This is a genomic window from Pseudomonas sp. LARHCG127 (assembly GCF_052871455.1).
This window is the reverse complement of sequence record NZ_JBIXJT010000005.1, coordinates 220,732-236,412: the sequence shown is the minus strand read 5'-3', so window position 1 is coordinate 236,412 and position 15,681 is coordinate 220,732. Positions and strand designations below refer to the sequence as shown.

Below are 15,681 nucleotides of genomic sequence, written 5' to 3'. Positions count from 1 at the left end.
TGCAACACGCGGGCGTTGGCCTGCGTCCATTTCCCATCAGTTGGAGTGCACCATGCCTTTCGTCAATGTGCGAATTACCCGAGACGGCGTTACCCGTGAACAGAAAGCCCAGGTGATTTCCGAAATCACCGAAACCCTCCAGCGCGTGCTGGGCAAGGACCCGCATTTGACCCATATCGTGATCGAAGAAGTCGACACGGATAATTGGGGATATGCGGGGATGACGACGACGCAGTATCGAAGTCTTCCGAAGGAATAAGGCTTGCCCCTCCCGAGCCCGGTCCAACTGACCGGGCTTTTTTCTGCCTGCCAACCCGCCGACCCTGTGGGAGCGAGCCTGCTCGCGATAGCGGTGTGTCAGTCAATATCAGTACTGACTGGCCTGACGCTATCGCGAGCAGGCTTGCTCGCGAAGACAGAGTTTCAGTCAGAACTCTGTAGCTGACACACCGCCTTCGCGAGCAAGCCCGCTCCCACAGGGATTTATGGGTGTTCGAAATTGATTACATGACGTATCAACTCAAGTACCGGAAGCCTTATTTATCAAACCCTGGCGCATCAATACCCTGAGCTCAACCACCGCCAACACAGGCGCACCGGTTCAACTCAATGTGATCAGGAGTCAATCATGAGCCTCAACAAAACCGTCATCATCACCGGCGCTTCCAGCGGTATCGGCCTGGGCTTGGTCAAGGCATTCCTCGCTCGAGGCTACAACGTGGTGGGCAACGCCCGCTCCCCGTCCGGCCTGGACGCCGCCGCCGCCGAGCTTGGTCACCCGGCCGGTTTCCTCGGCGTGGCTGGCGACATCTCCGACCCGGCCACCTCAACCGCCCTCATTAGCCAAGCCGTCGAGGCGTTCGGCGCCGTTGACGGGTTGGTGAACAATGCCGGGTTCTTCCTGCCTAAACCCTTCGTCGAATACAGCCCCCAGGACCTGGACGCGCTGCTGGACACCAACCTCAAGGGGCTCGTCTTTGCCAGCCAGGCCGCTGCCGCGCACATGATCGGGCGCCAGCAAGGCTTCATCATCAACATCTCAGCTGCCGTGGCCCTGCAACCGAACATCCAGGTGCCGGCCGCGCTGCCGGTGCTGATCAAGGGCGGTGTCAACCAGATGACCCGCGCCCTGGCCCTGGAACTGTCGCCCCACAACATCAAGGTCAACGCGGTTGCTCCTGGCATTATTGACACGCCGATGCACGACCCGGCGCACCGCGACTTCCTCAACCACCTGGCCCCGGCCGGTCGTGTGGGCACCATCGAGGAAATTGCCGAGGCCGTGTTGTACCTGGCGGGTGCTGATTTCACGACCGGCGCGATACTGCCGGTGGACGGCGGGATGAGCACAGGCAAGTGGTAAATAGGCAAGTGGCAAAAAACAAAAACCCCGGAGGCCAGGCCTTCGGGGTTTTCGTGACGCAACGGATTCAGAGCGTGTAGGAGATACCAGCCTGCACGGTTCGCGGTGCGCCTGGGTACGCGTAGACGCCACCGAATGCACCTTCTTCGTAGTCGGCGTCAAACAGGTTCTTCAGGTCCAGGTTGAGGCGGATCCGCTCATTGACCTTGTAGTAGCCGAGCAGGTCGACGACGGTGTAGTTGTCCATGGTAAAGGTGCTGGCCGCCGTATTGCCGGCCCGCTCATCGACGTACTTGGCGCCCAGGCCCAGGCCGAGGCCCTTGAGGCCGCCGTTCTGGAACTCGTAGACGTTCAACAGGCTGAAGGAGTTCTTGGGCACGTTGAGCAAGCGGGTGCCGGACGGGATATTGATGTCCTTGGTCACTTCGGCATCCACATACGCATAACCGCCGATCACGCGCCATTCCGGCGTCAGGTTGCCCGCCACGTTCAAGTCAAAGCCACGGCTGCGCACTTCCCCGGCGGCCACGTTGAAGGTGGGATCCAACGGGTCGGGCGTGAGCACATTGCGCTTTTCAATCTGGTAGATCGCCGCGTCGACGCTCAACTGACGATCCAGGGCTTCCCACTTGACGCCCATTTCATAGGACTTGCCCTCTTCCGGCTTGAATCCCTCACCCTGACCCTGGCGACTCGCTCCGGTGTTGGGTTTGAACGAGCGGGCGGTATTGGCATAGACAGCCACGGTATCGGTCAGATCGTAGATCACTCCCAGGCGTGGGGTGACGGCATTTTCAGTCTTGTCCCAGTTACGGCTACCGGGCCGAGCCTGAGGGACGAAGGATTCGTACTCATGCTCGAAATGCTCGAAACGCGCCCCTGCCAACACCTTCAAACGCTCAGTCAACGCCACCTGATCCTGGACGAACAGACCAAACGTCTTGAGATTTTCCTGGTCATTGGTAGGCGTGCGCGTCAATGCCGGGCGTGGCTGGCCATGCACCGGATCGAAGATATCGATCGGGTAGGTACCGGCGGCACCAGAGGAGCGCTGAATGATCGACTGGTAATCGTAGTCTTCGTACTCAATGCCCGTCAGCAACGTGTGCTCGAACCCACCGGTGGAAAAATGCCCGGTGAGGTTGAGCTGGGTGTCCCGGTCGGTCCATTCCAGCTTGCGGTAGTTGAAGTTGCGACTGAGGGTACGCCCATCGGCGCCGATGCTGTTGCCCTCCACGGCATTGCCCTGCAAGGTGCCGTCGAGCCACTGGGTGCCGCCGGCCAGGGTCCAGTCGTCGTTGAGCATGTGCTCGAAACGCACCTGTAGCATGTTGTTGTCGTTGTGCAGCTTGCCCACGTCTTTCTCGCCGAAGAACGTATCCCGCGACGCGGTGCCGCGCTGGCCGGCGTAATGGGTCAGGCCACGGTCCAGCGGCGCATTGTTGCGCATGAAATCGCCTTCGAAGGTCAAGCGCGTGGTGTCGTTGACCTGCCAGCTCACCACCGGCGCGATGCCGTAACGCTCGGTCTCGACGTGGTCGCGGAACGTATCGCCGCCCTCACCCACCACGTTCAAGCGATAAGCCAGGCGCCCTTCTTCGTCCAACGGACCGGACGCATCGAGCGTGCCGCGACGCATCCCCTGGTCGCTGACCTGGCTGCCCAGGGTCACCGTGCGCTCGGCCAACGGCTGCTTGGACACCACGTTGAAGGTACCGCCCGGGTCGCCACGGCCATAGAGCATGGTGGCCGGGCCACGCAGGACTTCCAGGCGTTCGATGGTGTTGGCGTCCGGCATGTTCGGGTAGCCACGGTTGATCGGGAAACCGTTGCGGTAGAACTCGCCGGTGGTGAAACCGCGGACGGTGAAGGTGGTCAGGCCCTGGCCGCCGAAGTTGTTCGCCCGGCCTACGCCGCCGGCGTAATCGAGGGCGTCTTGCAGGCGCGTGGCACTGAGGTCTTCAACGACATCGCGGGAAACGACGGAAATGGATTGCGGGGTTTCATGGATCGCCGTGTCGGTACGGGTCGCACTGGCCGAACGGGTGGCGTGATAGCCCTTCACCGGGCCCTGCGCCGTTTCATAGTCTGGATTGCCGACGATATCGGTGGCTTGCAACTCCAGGGAGGCCGGCTTGGCAGGGATCGGCTCTTCGGCCCAGGTGGGAATGGAATAAGCTTGGAGCACACACAGTGAAACGAGAATCCGACGCATCGATGCACAATCCTAATGGAAAAAAGCCTCCACATCGGGAGGCTGACAAGAATGTGTCGCGAAAGATACAGTAACTCATTGTTGTTTGATATCTATTCCCATTAACACCCATGTTTTTTGTGACCGGTCAGTCCGTCATCGCGAGCAAGCTCGCTCCCACAGGGGGTTGTGGTGCACATGAGCTCCGTGTCACCGAAAATCCACTGTGGGAGCGAGCTTGCTCGCGATGGCGCCGGATCAATCTGCCCAAACCCTACTGCCCCACCGCAATCGACTCCTCCTCGACACGCTGGAAAAACCTCTGCGCACGTACATCCTGGGTATAAGCCACATTCAACCGCAGCCAATCACACACCTCCCCTTGCGGCAGGAACGTCGAGCCTTGGGACAGTTGGATCTGCAGCTCCCGGGCGATCTGCTGCACCCGCTGCGCCGCCAGGCAGCGCGGCCTGGCCCAGATGAACAGGCCCCCCATCGGCTCGGCAAAGATCTCCCAGTGGGCCGGGTCCAGTTGGCGCAGCGTACTTGCCATCTGCTTGTTCAGGCGCTGGCGCAAGCGCTGGATCAGCTTGCGGTAGGCACCGTTGGCCAGCAACGTCGCCACTACGTTTTCCGCCAGCAATGAACAACCAATGCCGGTCACCATCTTGACCTCGGCCAGGCGCTGGATGATGTCGGGCTGGGCCACCACGTAACCGATGCGCAGCGAGCTGGACAGCGTCTTGGAAAAGCTCGCCAGGTAGATCACCCGCTCCAGTGCGTCCAGGGAAGCCAGGCGCGACGTCGGGCCATTCTGGAAGTCGGCGTAGATGTCGTCCTCGATGAGGCGAAAGTCATGGGCCGTCGCCAGTTGCAGCAAGCGGTAGGCCACGCTCGGCGCCAGGCTGGTGCCGGTGGGGTTCTGGTACATGCTGTTGATGAAGAAGTACGAAGGTTTGTGCTCGCCGAGTAGCTCTTCCAGGCGGGCGATGTCCGGGCCTTGGGCGGTTCTCGGCACGGCCACGGTCTTCACTCCGTGCAATTTCAGCAAATTGAACAGGTTGTAGTAGCCGGGGCTTTCCACCAGCACCAGGTCACCGGGCTTGAGCAGGGTTCGCACCAGCAGGTCGAGGCCCTGGCTGGCGCCTTGGGTGGTGATGATCTGTGTCGGGGCGACGTGGATGTCGATCAGACCCAGGCGTTTTTGCAGGTGCAGGCGCAGATGAGGCGAACCCAACGGGGTGCTGTAGTTGAACAATGCGTGGTTGTCGCTGCGCACCACTTGGCGGATCGCCTGGCCCAGGTCGGCGTCGTCGCGCCAGGCGTCAGGCAGCCAACCGCAACCGAGCTTGAGCTGGGTCGATTCATTGTCGAACAACTGCCACGACGGGTTATCTGTATCAGGTGGCGGTTGCACCGGCCGGGCCAACTGTTGCGCGACAAAAAAGCCCGCGCCATGCCGGGACTCCAGCACCCCGCTGGCCACCAGTTGGTCATAGGCCTTGATCACGCTCGACAGGCTCAGGCTATTTTCCCGAGCCAGTTGGCGAATCGACGGCATTCGTGCGCCGGGGCGAATGCCATGGGCGTCGATCCAACCCGTGAGGTGCGTCACGAGCTGGCGGATCACCGGCTCGGCAACGTTGCGATCAATCTTCAGGTCCACGGTGGGCACTCTTGGTCAAGTGTTCTCGATTTTCCGGAAAACAGTTAAACACAAATGGCTGGCGGCTGTTCCTTGTTTGCGTTGTGCCCGGCAGTGATAGTCCCCGGGACTTCATGCACACCCTTTAAGGAACACCTTTGAACCCATCGCATCGACATTCCTGGGGACTGGCCTTCGGTCTTTGCCTGATCACCCTCGCGGTCAACCTGCAGGCGCCGCTGTACACCACCTATGCGCAGTTGTCCGGCTACGGCGCCGGGGCCACGGCGGTGGCGTTTTCCGGTTATGTGCTGGGCGTGCTCCCGGTGCTGCTGGCGTTCGGTGGGCTGGCGGACCGGGTGGGCCGCAAACCGTTGATCCTGGTCGCCCTCGGGCTGTCGATGCTGGCGACGCTGGTGACCATCCTCTGGCCGAACCTGGTGGCGCTGGGCGTGGCGCGCCTGATGATGGGGGTCGGCACCGGGCTGGCTTCGGCCACGTCGACCGCCTATATGGCCGAGCTCATGGCAACCAGCGATACCCGCGCACCGGCCAACCGGGTGACCGCCAGCACTTCCCTGGGCTTTGGCCTGGGGGCAGCGTTGACCAGCCTCTTCTTGTTCGTCCACCACAGTGCCACGCCCGGCAGCTTCTGGTTGCAGCTCGCGTTGGCCGCCCTGGCGATCGTCGTGGTCTGGCGGCTCCCGGACCCGGTGCTGAAAATCAAAGACGCGCCGCTGCTGCGCCTGCCGTTGTTTCCCGCTGGCAGCCTGCCCTACAGTTTTTCCATGCTGTTGGCCTGGGCGACGTCGGGCCTGGTCATCGCCCTATTGCCGTCCGTGCTGGCGACCCATGATTTGCAGCGCTGGTCTGGCCTGTCGACCTTCACGGTCATCAGTTGCGGCTTGCTCTTCCAGCCTTGGGTGCGACGTCTGCAACCGGCCAGGGCTACGTGTCTGGGCCTGTTGATCCTGCCCGCGAGCTACGCGTTGCTGGCCTGGGGCGCGAGCGTCGGCTCGCTGTTCGCCGTGCTGCTGGGGGCATTGGGGGCCAGCAGCGCCTGCTACGGTTTCCTTTACCTGGGCGGGTTGTCGGCCATCACGGCCATGGCTGGGGCGGAAAAGGCCCGGGTCAGTGCCGGGTTCTTCCTGTTCGCCTATGTCGGGTTCAGCATTCCGGTGGTGGTGACCGGGTTGCTGGCTGACGCTTTCGGCGCTGACGTGGCGTTGATCGTGTTTGGCCTGGCGTTGTTGGCGGGGGCGGTTGTCACGGGATGGCGCATCGTCCGAACGCAGGCTTATGTAGCCCACCTGTCCCATGGCTAAACATAAAACCTTTGTGGCGAGGGAGCTTGCTCCCGCTCGATTGCGCAGCAATCGCAAAATCTCGGGTCTGCTGCGCAGCCCAGCGGGAGCAAGCTCCCTCGCCACAGAGTCCACTTTATACCCGGTACAAACAGGGCTGGCTGACGCCGCCCCGGGACACTCGGTCCGGCAAAGTCGTATACCATATCCCCACCTAAGCCGAACGACCCGCTGCCGTGACTTTATCCAAGTTCAACCTGCCAGACCTGGGCAACACCCCGTCCACCTCGGAAATCATCACCCGCCACTTGCGCGATGCCATCGTGGCCGGGCATTTTGCCGAGGACGAGCCGATTCGCCAGGATGACATCGCCCGGCAGTTCAACGTCAGCAAGATTCCCGTGCGCGAAGCTCTCAAGCGTCTGGAGGCCGAGGGCCTGGTGATGTTCCAGCGCAATCGCGGGGCGATGGTGACGCGCATTTCCGAGGCGGAGCTGGCGCAGATGTTCGAAGTGCGCATGCTCCTGGAAGACAAAGTCCTGCGCCTGGCGATTCCCAACATGACCGAAGACACCTTCGCCCGCGCCGAAAGCATCTGCCAGGAGTTCATCGGTGAAGACGACGTCGGGCGCTGGGCCGAACTGAACTGGCAACTGCATGCCTGCCTCTACGAGCCAGCGCAACGGCCCTTCATGGTGAGCCTGATCCGCTCGGTGCACGACAAGCTGGAGCGGTACTTGCGCATGCAGATGAGCCTGTCGGCCGGTAAGGACCGTGCCGATCATGAGCACCGGGAAATCATCAAGGCCTGCCGCGCCGGTGATGTCGAACGGGCCGTGGCGCTGCTGGACGAGCACATCGCCGGGGTCTGCGAAACCTTGTTCAAGTTCCTGCCTTCCAGCCATTGATACATTGGTACTGTGCCGATTTCGTCATCGGCGATAGTTAAAACCCTCAAGCCGTCATCCCCTGGCGCGGGCCACGCTTACCGTCACTCATCTGAACGGACGTGGCCCTCCCATGAAACGCATCACCGTGATCGATTCCCATACGGGCGGCGAACCGACCCGCCTGGTCACCGACGGTTTTCCTGACCTGGGCCAGGGCACCATGGCCGAGCGCAAGCAACGCCTGGCCACGGAGTTCGACACCTGGCGCAGCGCCTGCGTGCTCGAACCCCGGGGCAGCGATGTGCTGGTGGGGGCGCTGCTCTGTGAGCCGGTGGACCCGAGCGCCTGTGCCGGCGTGATCTTTTTCAACAACAGCGGCTACCTGGGCATGTGCGGCCACGGCACCATCGGCCTGGTGGCGTCCCTGGCCCACCTGGGCAGGATCGGCCCCGGCGTGCACAACATCGAAACCCCGGTGGGCACGGTACAGGCGACCTTGCACGAAGACCGCTCGGTCAGCGTGCGCAACGTGCCGGCCTACCGTTACCGCCAGGCGCTGGCCCTGGAGGTGCCCGGCATCGGCCCGGTGGTGGGCGACGTGGCCTGGGGCGGCAACTGGTTTTTCCTGATCGCCGAGCATGGCCAGCGTGTCGCCGGCGATAACCTCGACGCGTTGACCGCCTACACCTACGCCGTGCAGCAAGCCTTGGAGCAGCAGGGTTTTCGCGGTGAGGATGGCGGCCTGATCGACCACATCGAACTGTTCGCCGACGACCCGCAAGCGGACAGCCGCAACTTCGTGCTCTGCCCGGGCAAGGCCTATGACCGCTCCCCGTGCGGCACCGGCACCAGCGCCAAACTGGCGTGCCTGGCCGCCGATGGAAAACTGCAACCCGGGCAGATCTGGCGCCAGGCCAGCGTCATTGGCAGCGAGTTCGAAGGCTCCTACGAACAGGCGGGCGAGCGCATCGTGCCGACCATTCGCGGTCGCGCCTACATCAGCGCCGAAACCACCCTCATCATCGAAGCGGATGACCCGTTCGCCTGGGGCATTCGTCTGTGAGCGAGAGCCATGTCGCCGACGTGATCATCATCGGTGCGGGCATCATCGGTGCGGCCTGCGCCCAGGCGTTGGCCCGACGTAGCGTCAACGTGCTGGTGCTGGACGCCGGTTGGCACGGCGCCACGGCGGCTGGCATGGGGCATTTGTTGGTGCTGGATGACAACCCGGCGGAACTGGCCCTCAGCCAATACTCCCTGCAACGCTGGCGCGAACTGGCGCCAGCCCTGCCCGCCGATTGTGCCTGGCGCAACAACGGCACCTTGTGGTTGGCGGCCAATGCCGAGGAAATGGCGGTGGCCCACAGCAAATACCTGAACCTGCTGGCCCATGGCGAAGCCTGTGAATTGATCGGCCGCGCCGCCCTGCATCAGCGCGAACCCGAACTGCGCCCAGGGCTGGAAGGCGGGTTGCTGATCAAGGGCGACGGCATCCTCTACGCCCCGGCCGCCGCGCGCTGGATGTTGGACGCGCCCAGGATTCGCCAGCAGCGGGCACACGTCAGCGAAGTCGACGGGACTCGCGTGCGCCTCGACGACGGGCGTTGGTTGAGCGCCGATGCGGTGGTGCTCGCCAATGGTATCCAAGCCACCGAGTTGTGCCCGGAACTGCCCATCGAGCCGAAAAAGGGCCACCTGCTGATCACCGACCGCTACCCCGCCACCGTCACTCACACCCTGGTGGAGCTGGGCTATGTCACCAGCGCCCACAACGCGAGCGGGCCGTCGGTGGCGTGCAATATCCAGCCGCGCCCGACCGGGCAATTATTCATCGGCGCCTCGCGACAGTTCGGCACCGTCGACCCGCAGGTGGAAGGCTGGATGCTGGCGAAGATGCTCAAGCGCGCCGTCGACTACATGCCTGGGTTGGCGCATCTGAACGGCATCCGGGCCTGGACCGGTTTTCGCGCGGCGAGCCCCGACGGCTTGCCGCTGGTGGGCCAACATCCGCAGCGCAAGGGGTTGTGGCTGGCGGTGGGTCACGAGGGGTTGGGCGTCACCACCGCGCCGGCGACCGCCGACCTGCTGGTGGCGCAGTTGTTCGACGAAACCTCGCCACTGGCCGCGCAACCTTACCTGCCGCAGCGTTTTTTGGGAGAACCGGCCCATGCCTGAAGCCCGGCATACTTCCCCCGTTTGCTCCGGGAATGGGGTCAACTCTGTGGCGAGGGAGCTTGCTCCCGCTGGGGCGCGAAGCGGCCCTGTTTTGGGTCTGCTGCGCAGCCCAGCGCGAGCTTGCTCCCTCGCCACGGTTTTTGGGTGCGCTCACGACATTCGCTTAGCCAAGGAGGATTGGACCCATGCCTGAAGTGTTCCTGGATGGCCGCCCGCTGTCAGTCGCCAACGGCACCAGCGTCGCGGCGGCATTGGCGTTGGGCGCGGACGGTTGCAGTCGCACCTCGGTCAGCGGCCAGCGTCGAGCGCCGTTGTGCGGCATGGGCACCTGCCAGGAATGCCGGGTGCTGATCGATGGCCGACGCCGCCTGGCCTGCCAGACCCTGTGCCTCGACGGCATGCAAGTGCAGACCCGACCATGAACGAAGCCACCGACCTGCTGATCATCGGCGCCGGCCCCGCCGGCATGGCCGCCGCCCTCGCCGCGGCCAGCAGCGGCGCGCACATCGTGTTGCTGGATGACAACCCACTGCCCGGCGGGCAGATCTGGCGCGACGGTCCCCAGGCCAACCTGCCCAGCGCAGCCCGGCACCTGCGCGATCAACTGCACACCTGCGCCAACGTACGCTGCCATGCCGGCACGCGCGTGATCGCCTGCGCGGCGGATAAAACCTTGCTGGTGGAAGATGCCGAGCGCGGCTGGCAGATCAGCTACGAGCGCTTGATCCTCTGCACCGGTGCCCGTGAGCTGCTACTGCCGTTTCCCGGCTGGACGCTGCCCGGCGTGACCGGCGCCGGCGGGTTGCAGGCGCTGATCAAGGGCGGGTTGCCGGTGCACGGGGAACGGCTGGTCATCGCCGGCAGCGGCCCCTTGCTGTTGGCCAGCGCCTCCACGGCAAAACACCAGGGCGCACAGGTGCTGCGCATCGCCGAGCAAGCCAGCTTCGGCGCCGTGGCCGGTTTCGCCGGGCAACTGCCGCGCTGGCCGGGGAAGTTTTTCCAATCGTTCAGTTTGTTCGACTCGCACTACCGAACCGACACCCACGTGGTGGAGGCGCTCGGTCGGGAACGGCTCGAGGGCGTGCGTCTGCAACAGCAAGGCCAGACGATTGAACTGGCCTGCGACCGGCTCGCCTGTGGCTTCGGGCTCATTCCCAATACCCAGTTGGGCCAGGCCCTGGGCTGCGCGGTTGAAGGCCAGGCGTTGGTGGTTGACGCCTGGCAAGCGACCACGCGCCATGAACATTACGCCGCCGGGGAATGCACCGGTTTCGGCGGCAGCGAACTGGCATTAGTGGAAGGCGCCATTGCCGGCCATGCCGCCGTCGGCAATAGCACAGCCGCCCAGCAGCTATGGCCTCGCCGCGCACGTTGGCAGGGTTTCGCCCGGGCCTTGAACACGGCCTTCGCCCTCGATCCACGGCTCAAGTCCCTGGCCCGCGGCGACACCCTGGTTTGCCGCTGTGAAGACGTGCCTTATGGCGAACTGGTCGGCCACGAAAACTGGCGCGAAGCGAAACTGGCCAGCCGCTGCGGCATGGGCGCCTGCCAAGGCCGAGTGTGCGGTGCTGCACTGGAACACCTGTTCGGCTGGACACCACCGGCACCACGCCCGCCCTTCAGCCCGGCGCGGATCGAGACCCTGCTGGAGTTGGAAGAAACCCCACCCAGCTGATCCCACACAGACTCTTCTGTGGGAGCGGGCTTGCTCGCGAATGCGTCGGCACATCCGGCATCGATGCTAACTGATCCACCGCTTTCGCGAGCAAGCCCGCTCCCACAGTAGAACGCGTGGACCTGGACTTCCTGCCTCGATGACTTTGCCCCTATGATCCCTGAGTCCCCTCAGGAATCTGGCGCCATGTACCCCTCGCTCACCTCCCTCGCCCCCTGCGACCTCGACACCCTGTTGCGCAGCCTGCAGCCCATCGCCCCGCTGCTGGACACCCTCGCCGACGTGGTGTTTTTCATCAAGGACCGGCAGGCCCGCTACGCCTTCGTCAACCAGACCCTGGCCCGGCGCTGCGGTTTCAAACACAGTGGCGGCCTGCTCGGTCTCACTGCCGAGCAAGTGTTTCCCGAGCGCTTCGGCCCGCTGTACACCGAACAGGATCGCCGGGTGCTGGCCAGCGGGCGGGAGTTGGCCGACCAGCTCGAACTGCATTTGTATTACGGCAACCAACCGGTGTGGTGCCTGACCCACAAGCTCGCCCTGCACGACCCAAGCGGCCAGATCGTCGGCCTGGCCGGCATTTCCCGCGACCTGCAACTGCCGCAATCGAGCCACCCGGCGTTTCACAAACTGGCGGCGGTGGACGCCCATATCAAGCAGCACTTCGCCCGCCCCATCAGCCTTGCCGAGCTGACCGCCATTGCTGAATTGTCGGTGGCGCAGTTGGAGCGGCACTGCAAACGCATCTTCCAACTCACACCGCGGCAAATGATTCACAAGGCGCGCCTGGAGGAAGCCTCGCGACTGTTACTCGACCACGACCTGCCGATCACCGAGATCGCCCTGCGCTGCGGCTACACCGACCACAGCGCCTTCAGCCGCCAGTTCCGGGCCCTGACCAGCCTGTCGCCGAGCCAATACCGTGAAAATCAGCGCTGATCGTGTTCGCTGATGGGGCGTCAGATCCCATGGCTGCTCCCATCTGTAACACCCCAAGCCAACGTAGCAACTTGCCCTGATGCGCCACCGCTCGGCGAAAATACCTCTAGATCAACCCTCCAATGCCATTACGGCGCCTCAGGTCAAAACAGGCATGCTGATTGCTTATCTAATATCGTATACGAAATCCTCAATACGATATCTCACCGCATTTATTCGACAGCGAGGCATTTATGAAAAACCCTGCATTGGCCGTAGCCCTCAGCGTTGTCCTTACCCCGCTTTTCATGGCCCCCGCCCACGCCGACAAGCTCGACGACATCATCGGCTCCGGCAAGCTACGTTGCGCCGTGACCCTGGACTTCCCACCCATGGGCTTTCGCGATGAAAGCAACAAACCGGCGGGGTTCGACGTGGATTATTGCCACGACCTGGCGAAGGTCCTCGGTGTCGACGCCGAAGTGGTGGAAACCCCGTTCTCCGACCGCATCCCCGCGCTGCTGTCCGGCCGCGCCGATGTCATCGTCGCCTCCACCTCCGACACCTTGGAGCGGGCCAAGACCGTCGGCCTGACGGTGCCCTACTTCGCGTTCCAGATGGTGGTGCTGACCCGCGACGACACCGGTATCAACAGCTACGCCGACCTCAAGGGCAAGAAACTCGGCAACACCAGCAGTACCTACGAAGCCATCGCCTTGGAAAAGGACCAGAAGAGCTGGGGCAGCGGCAGCTTCCGCGCCTATCAATCGCAGAACGACACCCTGCTGGCCGTCGCCCAGGGACACATCGATGCCACCGTGGTGACTAACACCGTCGCCGCCGCGACCCTCAAGTCGGGCAAATACAAGGGCTTGAAGATTGCCGGTGACGCCCCCTACGTCATCGACTACGTGTCCCTCGGCGCCAAGCGCAGCGAGTACGGTCTGCTCAACTACCTGAACCTCTTCGTCAATCAGCAGGTGCGCACGGGTCGCTACAACGAGCTGTTCGTCAAATGGGTCGGCACCGACATCCCGCCGGCCAACCTGACCGTTCCCCAGGTCTACTACTGAGGATTGGCCCATGCCAAGCACGCCTGTCCGTGTGAAAGGCCGCAGCCTGGTGGAGGGTGCCGCCCAGGGCGCCCTGCTGTTCGCCGAGGTGGGCCTGAGTTTCTGGGGCGGGGTCGATCCGGCCAGTGGCGAGGTCATCGACCGCCACCACCCCTTGAGCGGCGAGCGCCTGGCCGGGCGCGTCTTGGCGATTCCCAGCGGACGCGGCTCCTGCACCGGCAGCAGCGTCTTGATGGAACTGATCAGCAACGGTCACGCACCCGCGGCCCTGGTGTTGGCCGAAGCCGATGAAATCCTGACCCTGGGCGTGCTGGTGGCGCAGGTGATTTTCCAGCGGTCCCTGCCGGTGTTGTGCGTGGGACACGAGGCCTTCAATGGGCTGCGTGGCCAGGGTTTTGTCCGCCTCGAAGGCGATGTCCTGACCCTCACCGGGCGCCGCCCGAACGACGGTTGGCAAGGTTCGCAAGCACCGTCGGCGTCGCCCATTTTCTCGACCCTGGACCTGAGCGAACAGGACCGGGCATTGCTCGACGGTACCCACGGCAAGGCGGCCCAAGTGGCGATGCACATCGTGCTGCGCATGGCCGAGATCCAGGGCGCCACGCAGTTGCTGGACGTGACCCAGGCCCACATCGACGGTTGCATCTACACCGGCCCGGCCAGCCTGCGCTTTGCCGAACAACTGGTGCAGTGGGGGGCGAAGGTTCGCGTCCCCACCACCCTCAATGCCATTTCCGTGGACCAGCGTCGCTGGCGGGAACTGGGCGTCGATCCAGCCCTGGGCGAACCGGCCAGTGCCTTGGGCGATGCCTACATGGCGATGGGCGCGCAACTGAGTTTTACCTGCGCGCCCTACCTGCTGGAGACCGCGCCAAAGGCCGGCGAACAGATCGTCTGGGCCGAGTCCAACGCGGTGGTCTACGCCAACAGTGTGCTGGGTGCGCGCACGCAGAAGTACCCCGACTTCCTCGACATCTGCATCGCCCTGTGCGGGCGGGCACCGTTGATCGGCTGCCATCTCGACGACGAACGCAAGGCCCAACTGATTGTCGACGTGCCGACGCTGGGTCAGGTCGATGACAGTTTCTATCCGCTGCTGGGCTATCACATCGGCAGCCTGGCGGGCCGGCGCATCCCGTTGATACGCGGCCTGGAACACGCCGCGCCGAGCCTGGACGACCTCAAGGCCTTCGGTGCCGCGTTCGCCACCACCAGCGCCGCACCGTTGTTCCACATCGCCGGGGTCACCCCGGAAGCCCTCGACCCTGCCGATGTCCTGGAGAAGGACGTTACCTTGCCGCAGGAAAGCGTCGATGCCGCAAGCCTGCTTGCCAGTTGGCGCGAGCTCAACAGCGCCCGGGACAATTGGGTGGACGTGGTGTCCCTGGGCAATCCGCATTTCTCCCTCAGCGAATTCGCCGCCCTCGCGACCTTGTGCGCGGGCCGGATCAAGCATCCGTATGTGGTGCTGGCCATCACCTGCGGCCGAGCAGTGCTGGAACAAGCGCGCAAAGCCGGATACCTGACGGCCATCGAAGCCTTCGGCGCGGTGCTGGTGACCGACACCTGCTGGTGCATGTTGGGTGAGCCGGTGATCCCGCCCCACGCCACCACGTTGATGACCAACTCAGGTAAATACGCCCACTACGCACCGGGCCTGGTCGGTCGCGGGGTGCATTTTGCCGCCCTCGCCGACTGCGTCGAGGCCGCCTGCACTGCCGCGACCCACGGCCAGCCGCCGACGTGGCTGCAACCCACTGCCCGCACGGGAAGTCCGACCCATGTTTGACTACAGCTTCCAATGGCGCCCGGCCTTACGCGCGCTGCCCGACATGCTCGCCGGGGCCTGGGTGACCTTCGAGACCGCCGCGCTGTCGATGATTTTCGGCGTGCTGATCGCCCTGGTGCTGACGGTGATGCGCCAGGCCCCGAATCGCCTGCTGCGGGGCGTGGGCAATGGCTGGGTGTCCATCGCTCGCAACACGCCCTCGCTGTTCCAGATCTACATCCTCTATTTCGGCCTCGGCTCCCTCGGGCTGCACGTCAGTTCCTGGCTGGCCTTGCTGGCCGGAATCACCTTCAACAACGCCGGCTACCTGGCGGAAAACTTTCGCGGTGGCCTCAAGGCCGTGCCCGGTACGCAAATGCGCGCCGCCCGCTCCTTGGGAATGAGCGCCTTCCAGGCCTACCGGATGATCATCGTCCCGCAATTGTTGCGCATCGTCTTCTACCCGCTGACCAACCAGATGGTCTGGGCGGTGCTGATGACGTCCCTGGGGGTGGTGGTCGGCCTGAACAACGACCTCACCGGCGTGACCCAGGAATACAACGTCAAGACCTTCCGCACCTTCGAATACTTCGCCCTCGCGGCGCTGCTGTATTACCTGATCGCCAAGCTGATCGTCGGGTTGGCCCGGCTGTTGTCCTGGCGGCTGTTCCGTTATTGA

Annotated in this window: 14 protein-coding genes; 12 read left to right on the top strand and 2 right to left on the bottom strand. The window is 63.8% G+C overall.

Annotated elements, in window-relative coordinates:
- The first annotated feature begins 52 nt into the window (after window positions 1–52).
- Window positions 53–259 (top strand): tautomerase family protein, encoded by a 207-nt coding sequence (locus ACIPQ1_RS11160; protein ID WP_003202537.1) that lies wholly within the window; start codon window positions 53–55, stop codon window positions 257–259.
- A gap of 369 nt (window positions 260–628) precedes the next feature.
- Window positions 629–1,363, top strand: a complete 735-nt coding sequence (locus ACIPQ1_RS11155; protein WP_186728586.1) for an SDR family NAD(P)-dependent oxidoreductase — start codon at window positions 629–631, stop codon at window positions 1,361–1,363.
- A 67-nt stretch (window positions 1,364–1,430) separates the two neighbouring features.
- On the opposite strand, the gene ACIPQ1_RS11150 is transcribed toward ACIPQ1_RS11155, so the two are convergent.
- Both ACIPQ1_RS11150 and ACIPQ1_RS11145 read right to left on the bottom strand, forming a co-directional pair.
- Window positions 1,431–3,578: a TonB-dependent siderophore receptor gene (locus tag ACIPQ1_RS11150; RefSeq protein ID WP_446534105.1), complete on the bottom strand. Its 2,148-nt coding sequence runs from the start codon at window positions 3,576–3,578 to the stop codon at window positions 1,431–1,433.
- Window positions 3,579–3,831: 253 nt separating this feature from the next.
- Window positions 3,832–5,223, bottom strand: a complete 1,392-nt coding sequence (locus ACIPQ1_RS11145; RefSeq protein WP_446534104.1) for an aminotransferase-like domain-containing protein — start codon at window positions 5,221–5,223, stop codon at window positions 3,832–3,834.
- A gap of 137 nt (window positions 5,224–5,360) precedes the next feature.
- Between ACIPQ1_RS11145 and ACIPQ1_RS11140 the strand changes: the two genes are divergently transcribed.
- The 10 genes from ACIPQ1_RS11140 (at window position 5,361) to ACIPQ1_RS11095 (ending at window position 15,681) form a co-directional block, all read left to right on the top strand.
- Entirely contained in the window at window positions 5,361–6,527 is a 1,167-nt protein-coding gene (locus tag ACIPQ1_RS11140; protein ID WP_411387422.1) for an MFS transporter, read from the top strand.
- A 215-nt stretch (window positions 6,528–6,742) separates the two neighbouring features.
- Window positions 6,743–7,414, top strand: a complete 672-nt coding sequence (locus tag ACIPQ1_RS11135; RefSeq protein WP_186704947.1) for an FCD domain-containing protein — start codon at window positions 6,743–6,745, stop codon at window positions 7,412–7,414.
- Between the two features lie 112 nt (window positions 7,415–7,526).
- Window positions 7,527–8,459, top strand: coding sequence for a 4-hydroxyproline epimerase (locus ACIPQ1_RS11130; RefSeq protein ID WP_446534103.1), 933 nt, complete (start codon window positions 7,527–7,529; stop codon window positions 8,457–8,459).
- Entirely contained in the window at window positions 8,456–9,571 is a 1,116-nt protein-coding gene (locus ACIPQ1_RS11125) for an NAD(P)/FAD-dependent oxidoreductase (RefSeq protein WP_446534102.1), read from the top strand. Before ACIPQ1_RS11130 ends, ACIPQ1_RS11125 begins: the two co-directional genes overlap by 4 nt.
- A gap of 185 nt (window positions 9,572–9,756) precedes the next feature.
- Window positions 9,757–9,993: a 2Fe-2S iron-sulfur cluster-binding protein gene (locus tag ACIPQ1_RS11120; protein WP_446534101.1), complete on the top strand. Its 237-nt coding sequence runs from the start codon at window positions 9,757–9,759 to the stop codon at window positions 9,991–9,993.
- On the top strand, window positions 9,990–11,246 hold the full coding sequence (locus tag ACIPQ1_RS11115; RefSeq protein WP_446534100.1) for an FAD-dependent oxidoreductase: 1,257 nt from the start codon (window positions 9,990–9,992) through the stop codon (window positions 11,244–11,246). The genes ACIPQ1_RS11120 and ACIPQ1_RS11115 overlap by 4 nt, the downstream gene beginning before the upstream one ends.
- Window positions 11,247–11,432: 186 nt before the next feature.
- On the top strand, window positions 11,433–12,182 hold the full coding sequence (locus ACIPQ1_RS11110) for a helix-turn-helix domain-containing protein (protein ID WP_446534099.1): 750 nt from the start codon (window positions 11,433–11,435) through the stop codon (window positions 12,180–12,182).
- A 233-nt stretch (window positions 12,183–12,415) separates the two neighbouring features.
- Window positions 12,416–13,234, top strand: a complete 819-nt coding sequence (locus tag ACIPQ1_RS11105) for an ABC transporter substrate-binding protein (protein WP_186728578.1) — start codon at window positions 12,416–12,418, stop codon at window positions 13,232–13,234.
- Between the two features lie 10 nt (window positions 13,235–13,244).
- Window positions 13,245–15,023, top strand: coding sequence for a cis-3-hydroxy-L-proline dehydratase (gene lhpI / locus ACIPQ1_RS11100; protein WP_446534098.1), 1,779 nt, complete (start codon window positions 13,245–13,247; stop codon window positions 15,021–15,023).
- Entirely contained in the window at window positions 15,016–15,681 is a 666-nt protein-coding gene (locus ACIPQ1_RS11095) for an amino acid ABC transporter permease (RefSeq protein WP_057452167.1), read from the top strand. The genes lhpI and ACIPQ1_RS11095 overlap by 8 nt, the downstream gene beginning before the upstream one ends.

Excerpts from the sequence above, each read along its gene's own strand:
- ACIPQ1_RS11160 (WP_003202537.1), top strand. The coding sequence starts at position 53 with ATGCCTTTCGTCAATGTGCGAATTACCCGAGACGGCGTTACCCGTGAA.
- ACIPQ1_RS11155 (WP_186728586.1), top strand. The coding sequence starts at position 629 with ATGAGCCTCAACAAAACCGTCATCATCACCGGCGCTTCCAGCGGTATC.
- ACIPQ1_RS11150 (WP_446534105.1), bottom strand. The coding sequence starts at position 3,578 with ATGCGTCGGATTCTCGTTTCACTGTGTGTGCTCCAAGCTTATTCCATT.
- ACIPQ1_RS11130 (WP_446534103.1), top strand. The coding sequence starts at position 7,527 with ATGAAACGCATCACCGTGATCGATTCCCATACGGGCGGCGAACCGACC.
- ACIPQ1_RS11120 (WP_446534101.1), top strand. The coding sequence starts at position 9,757 with ATGCCTGAAGTGTTCCTGGATGGCCGCCCGCTGTCAGTCGCCAACGGC.
- ACIPQ1_RS11115 (WP_446534100.1), top strand. The coding sequence starts at position 9,990 with ATGAACGAAGCCACCGACCTGCTGATCATCGGCGCCGGCCCCGCCGGC.
- ACIPQ1_RS11110 (WP_446534099.1), top strand. The coding sequence starts at position 11,433 with ATGTACCCCTCGCTCACCTCCCTCGCCCCCTGCGACCTCGACACCCTG.
- ACIPQ1_RS11105 (WP_186728578.1), top strand. The coding sequence starts at position 12,416 with ATGAAAAACCCTGCATTGGCCGTAGCCCTCAGCGTTGTCCTTACCCCG.
- lhpI (WP_446534098.1), top strand. The coding sequence starts at position 13,245 with ATGCCAAGCACGCCTGTCCGTGTGAAAGGCCGCAGCCTGGTGGAGGGT.
- ACIPQ1_RS11095 (WP_057452167.1), top strand. The coding sequence starts at position 15,016 with ATGTTTGACTACAGCTTCCAATGGCGCCCGGCCTTACGCGCGCTGCCC.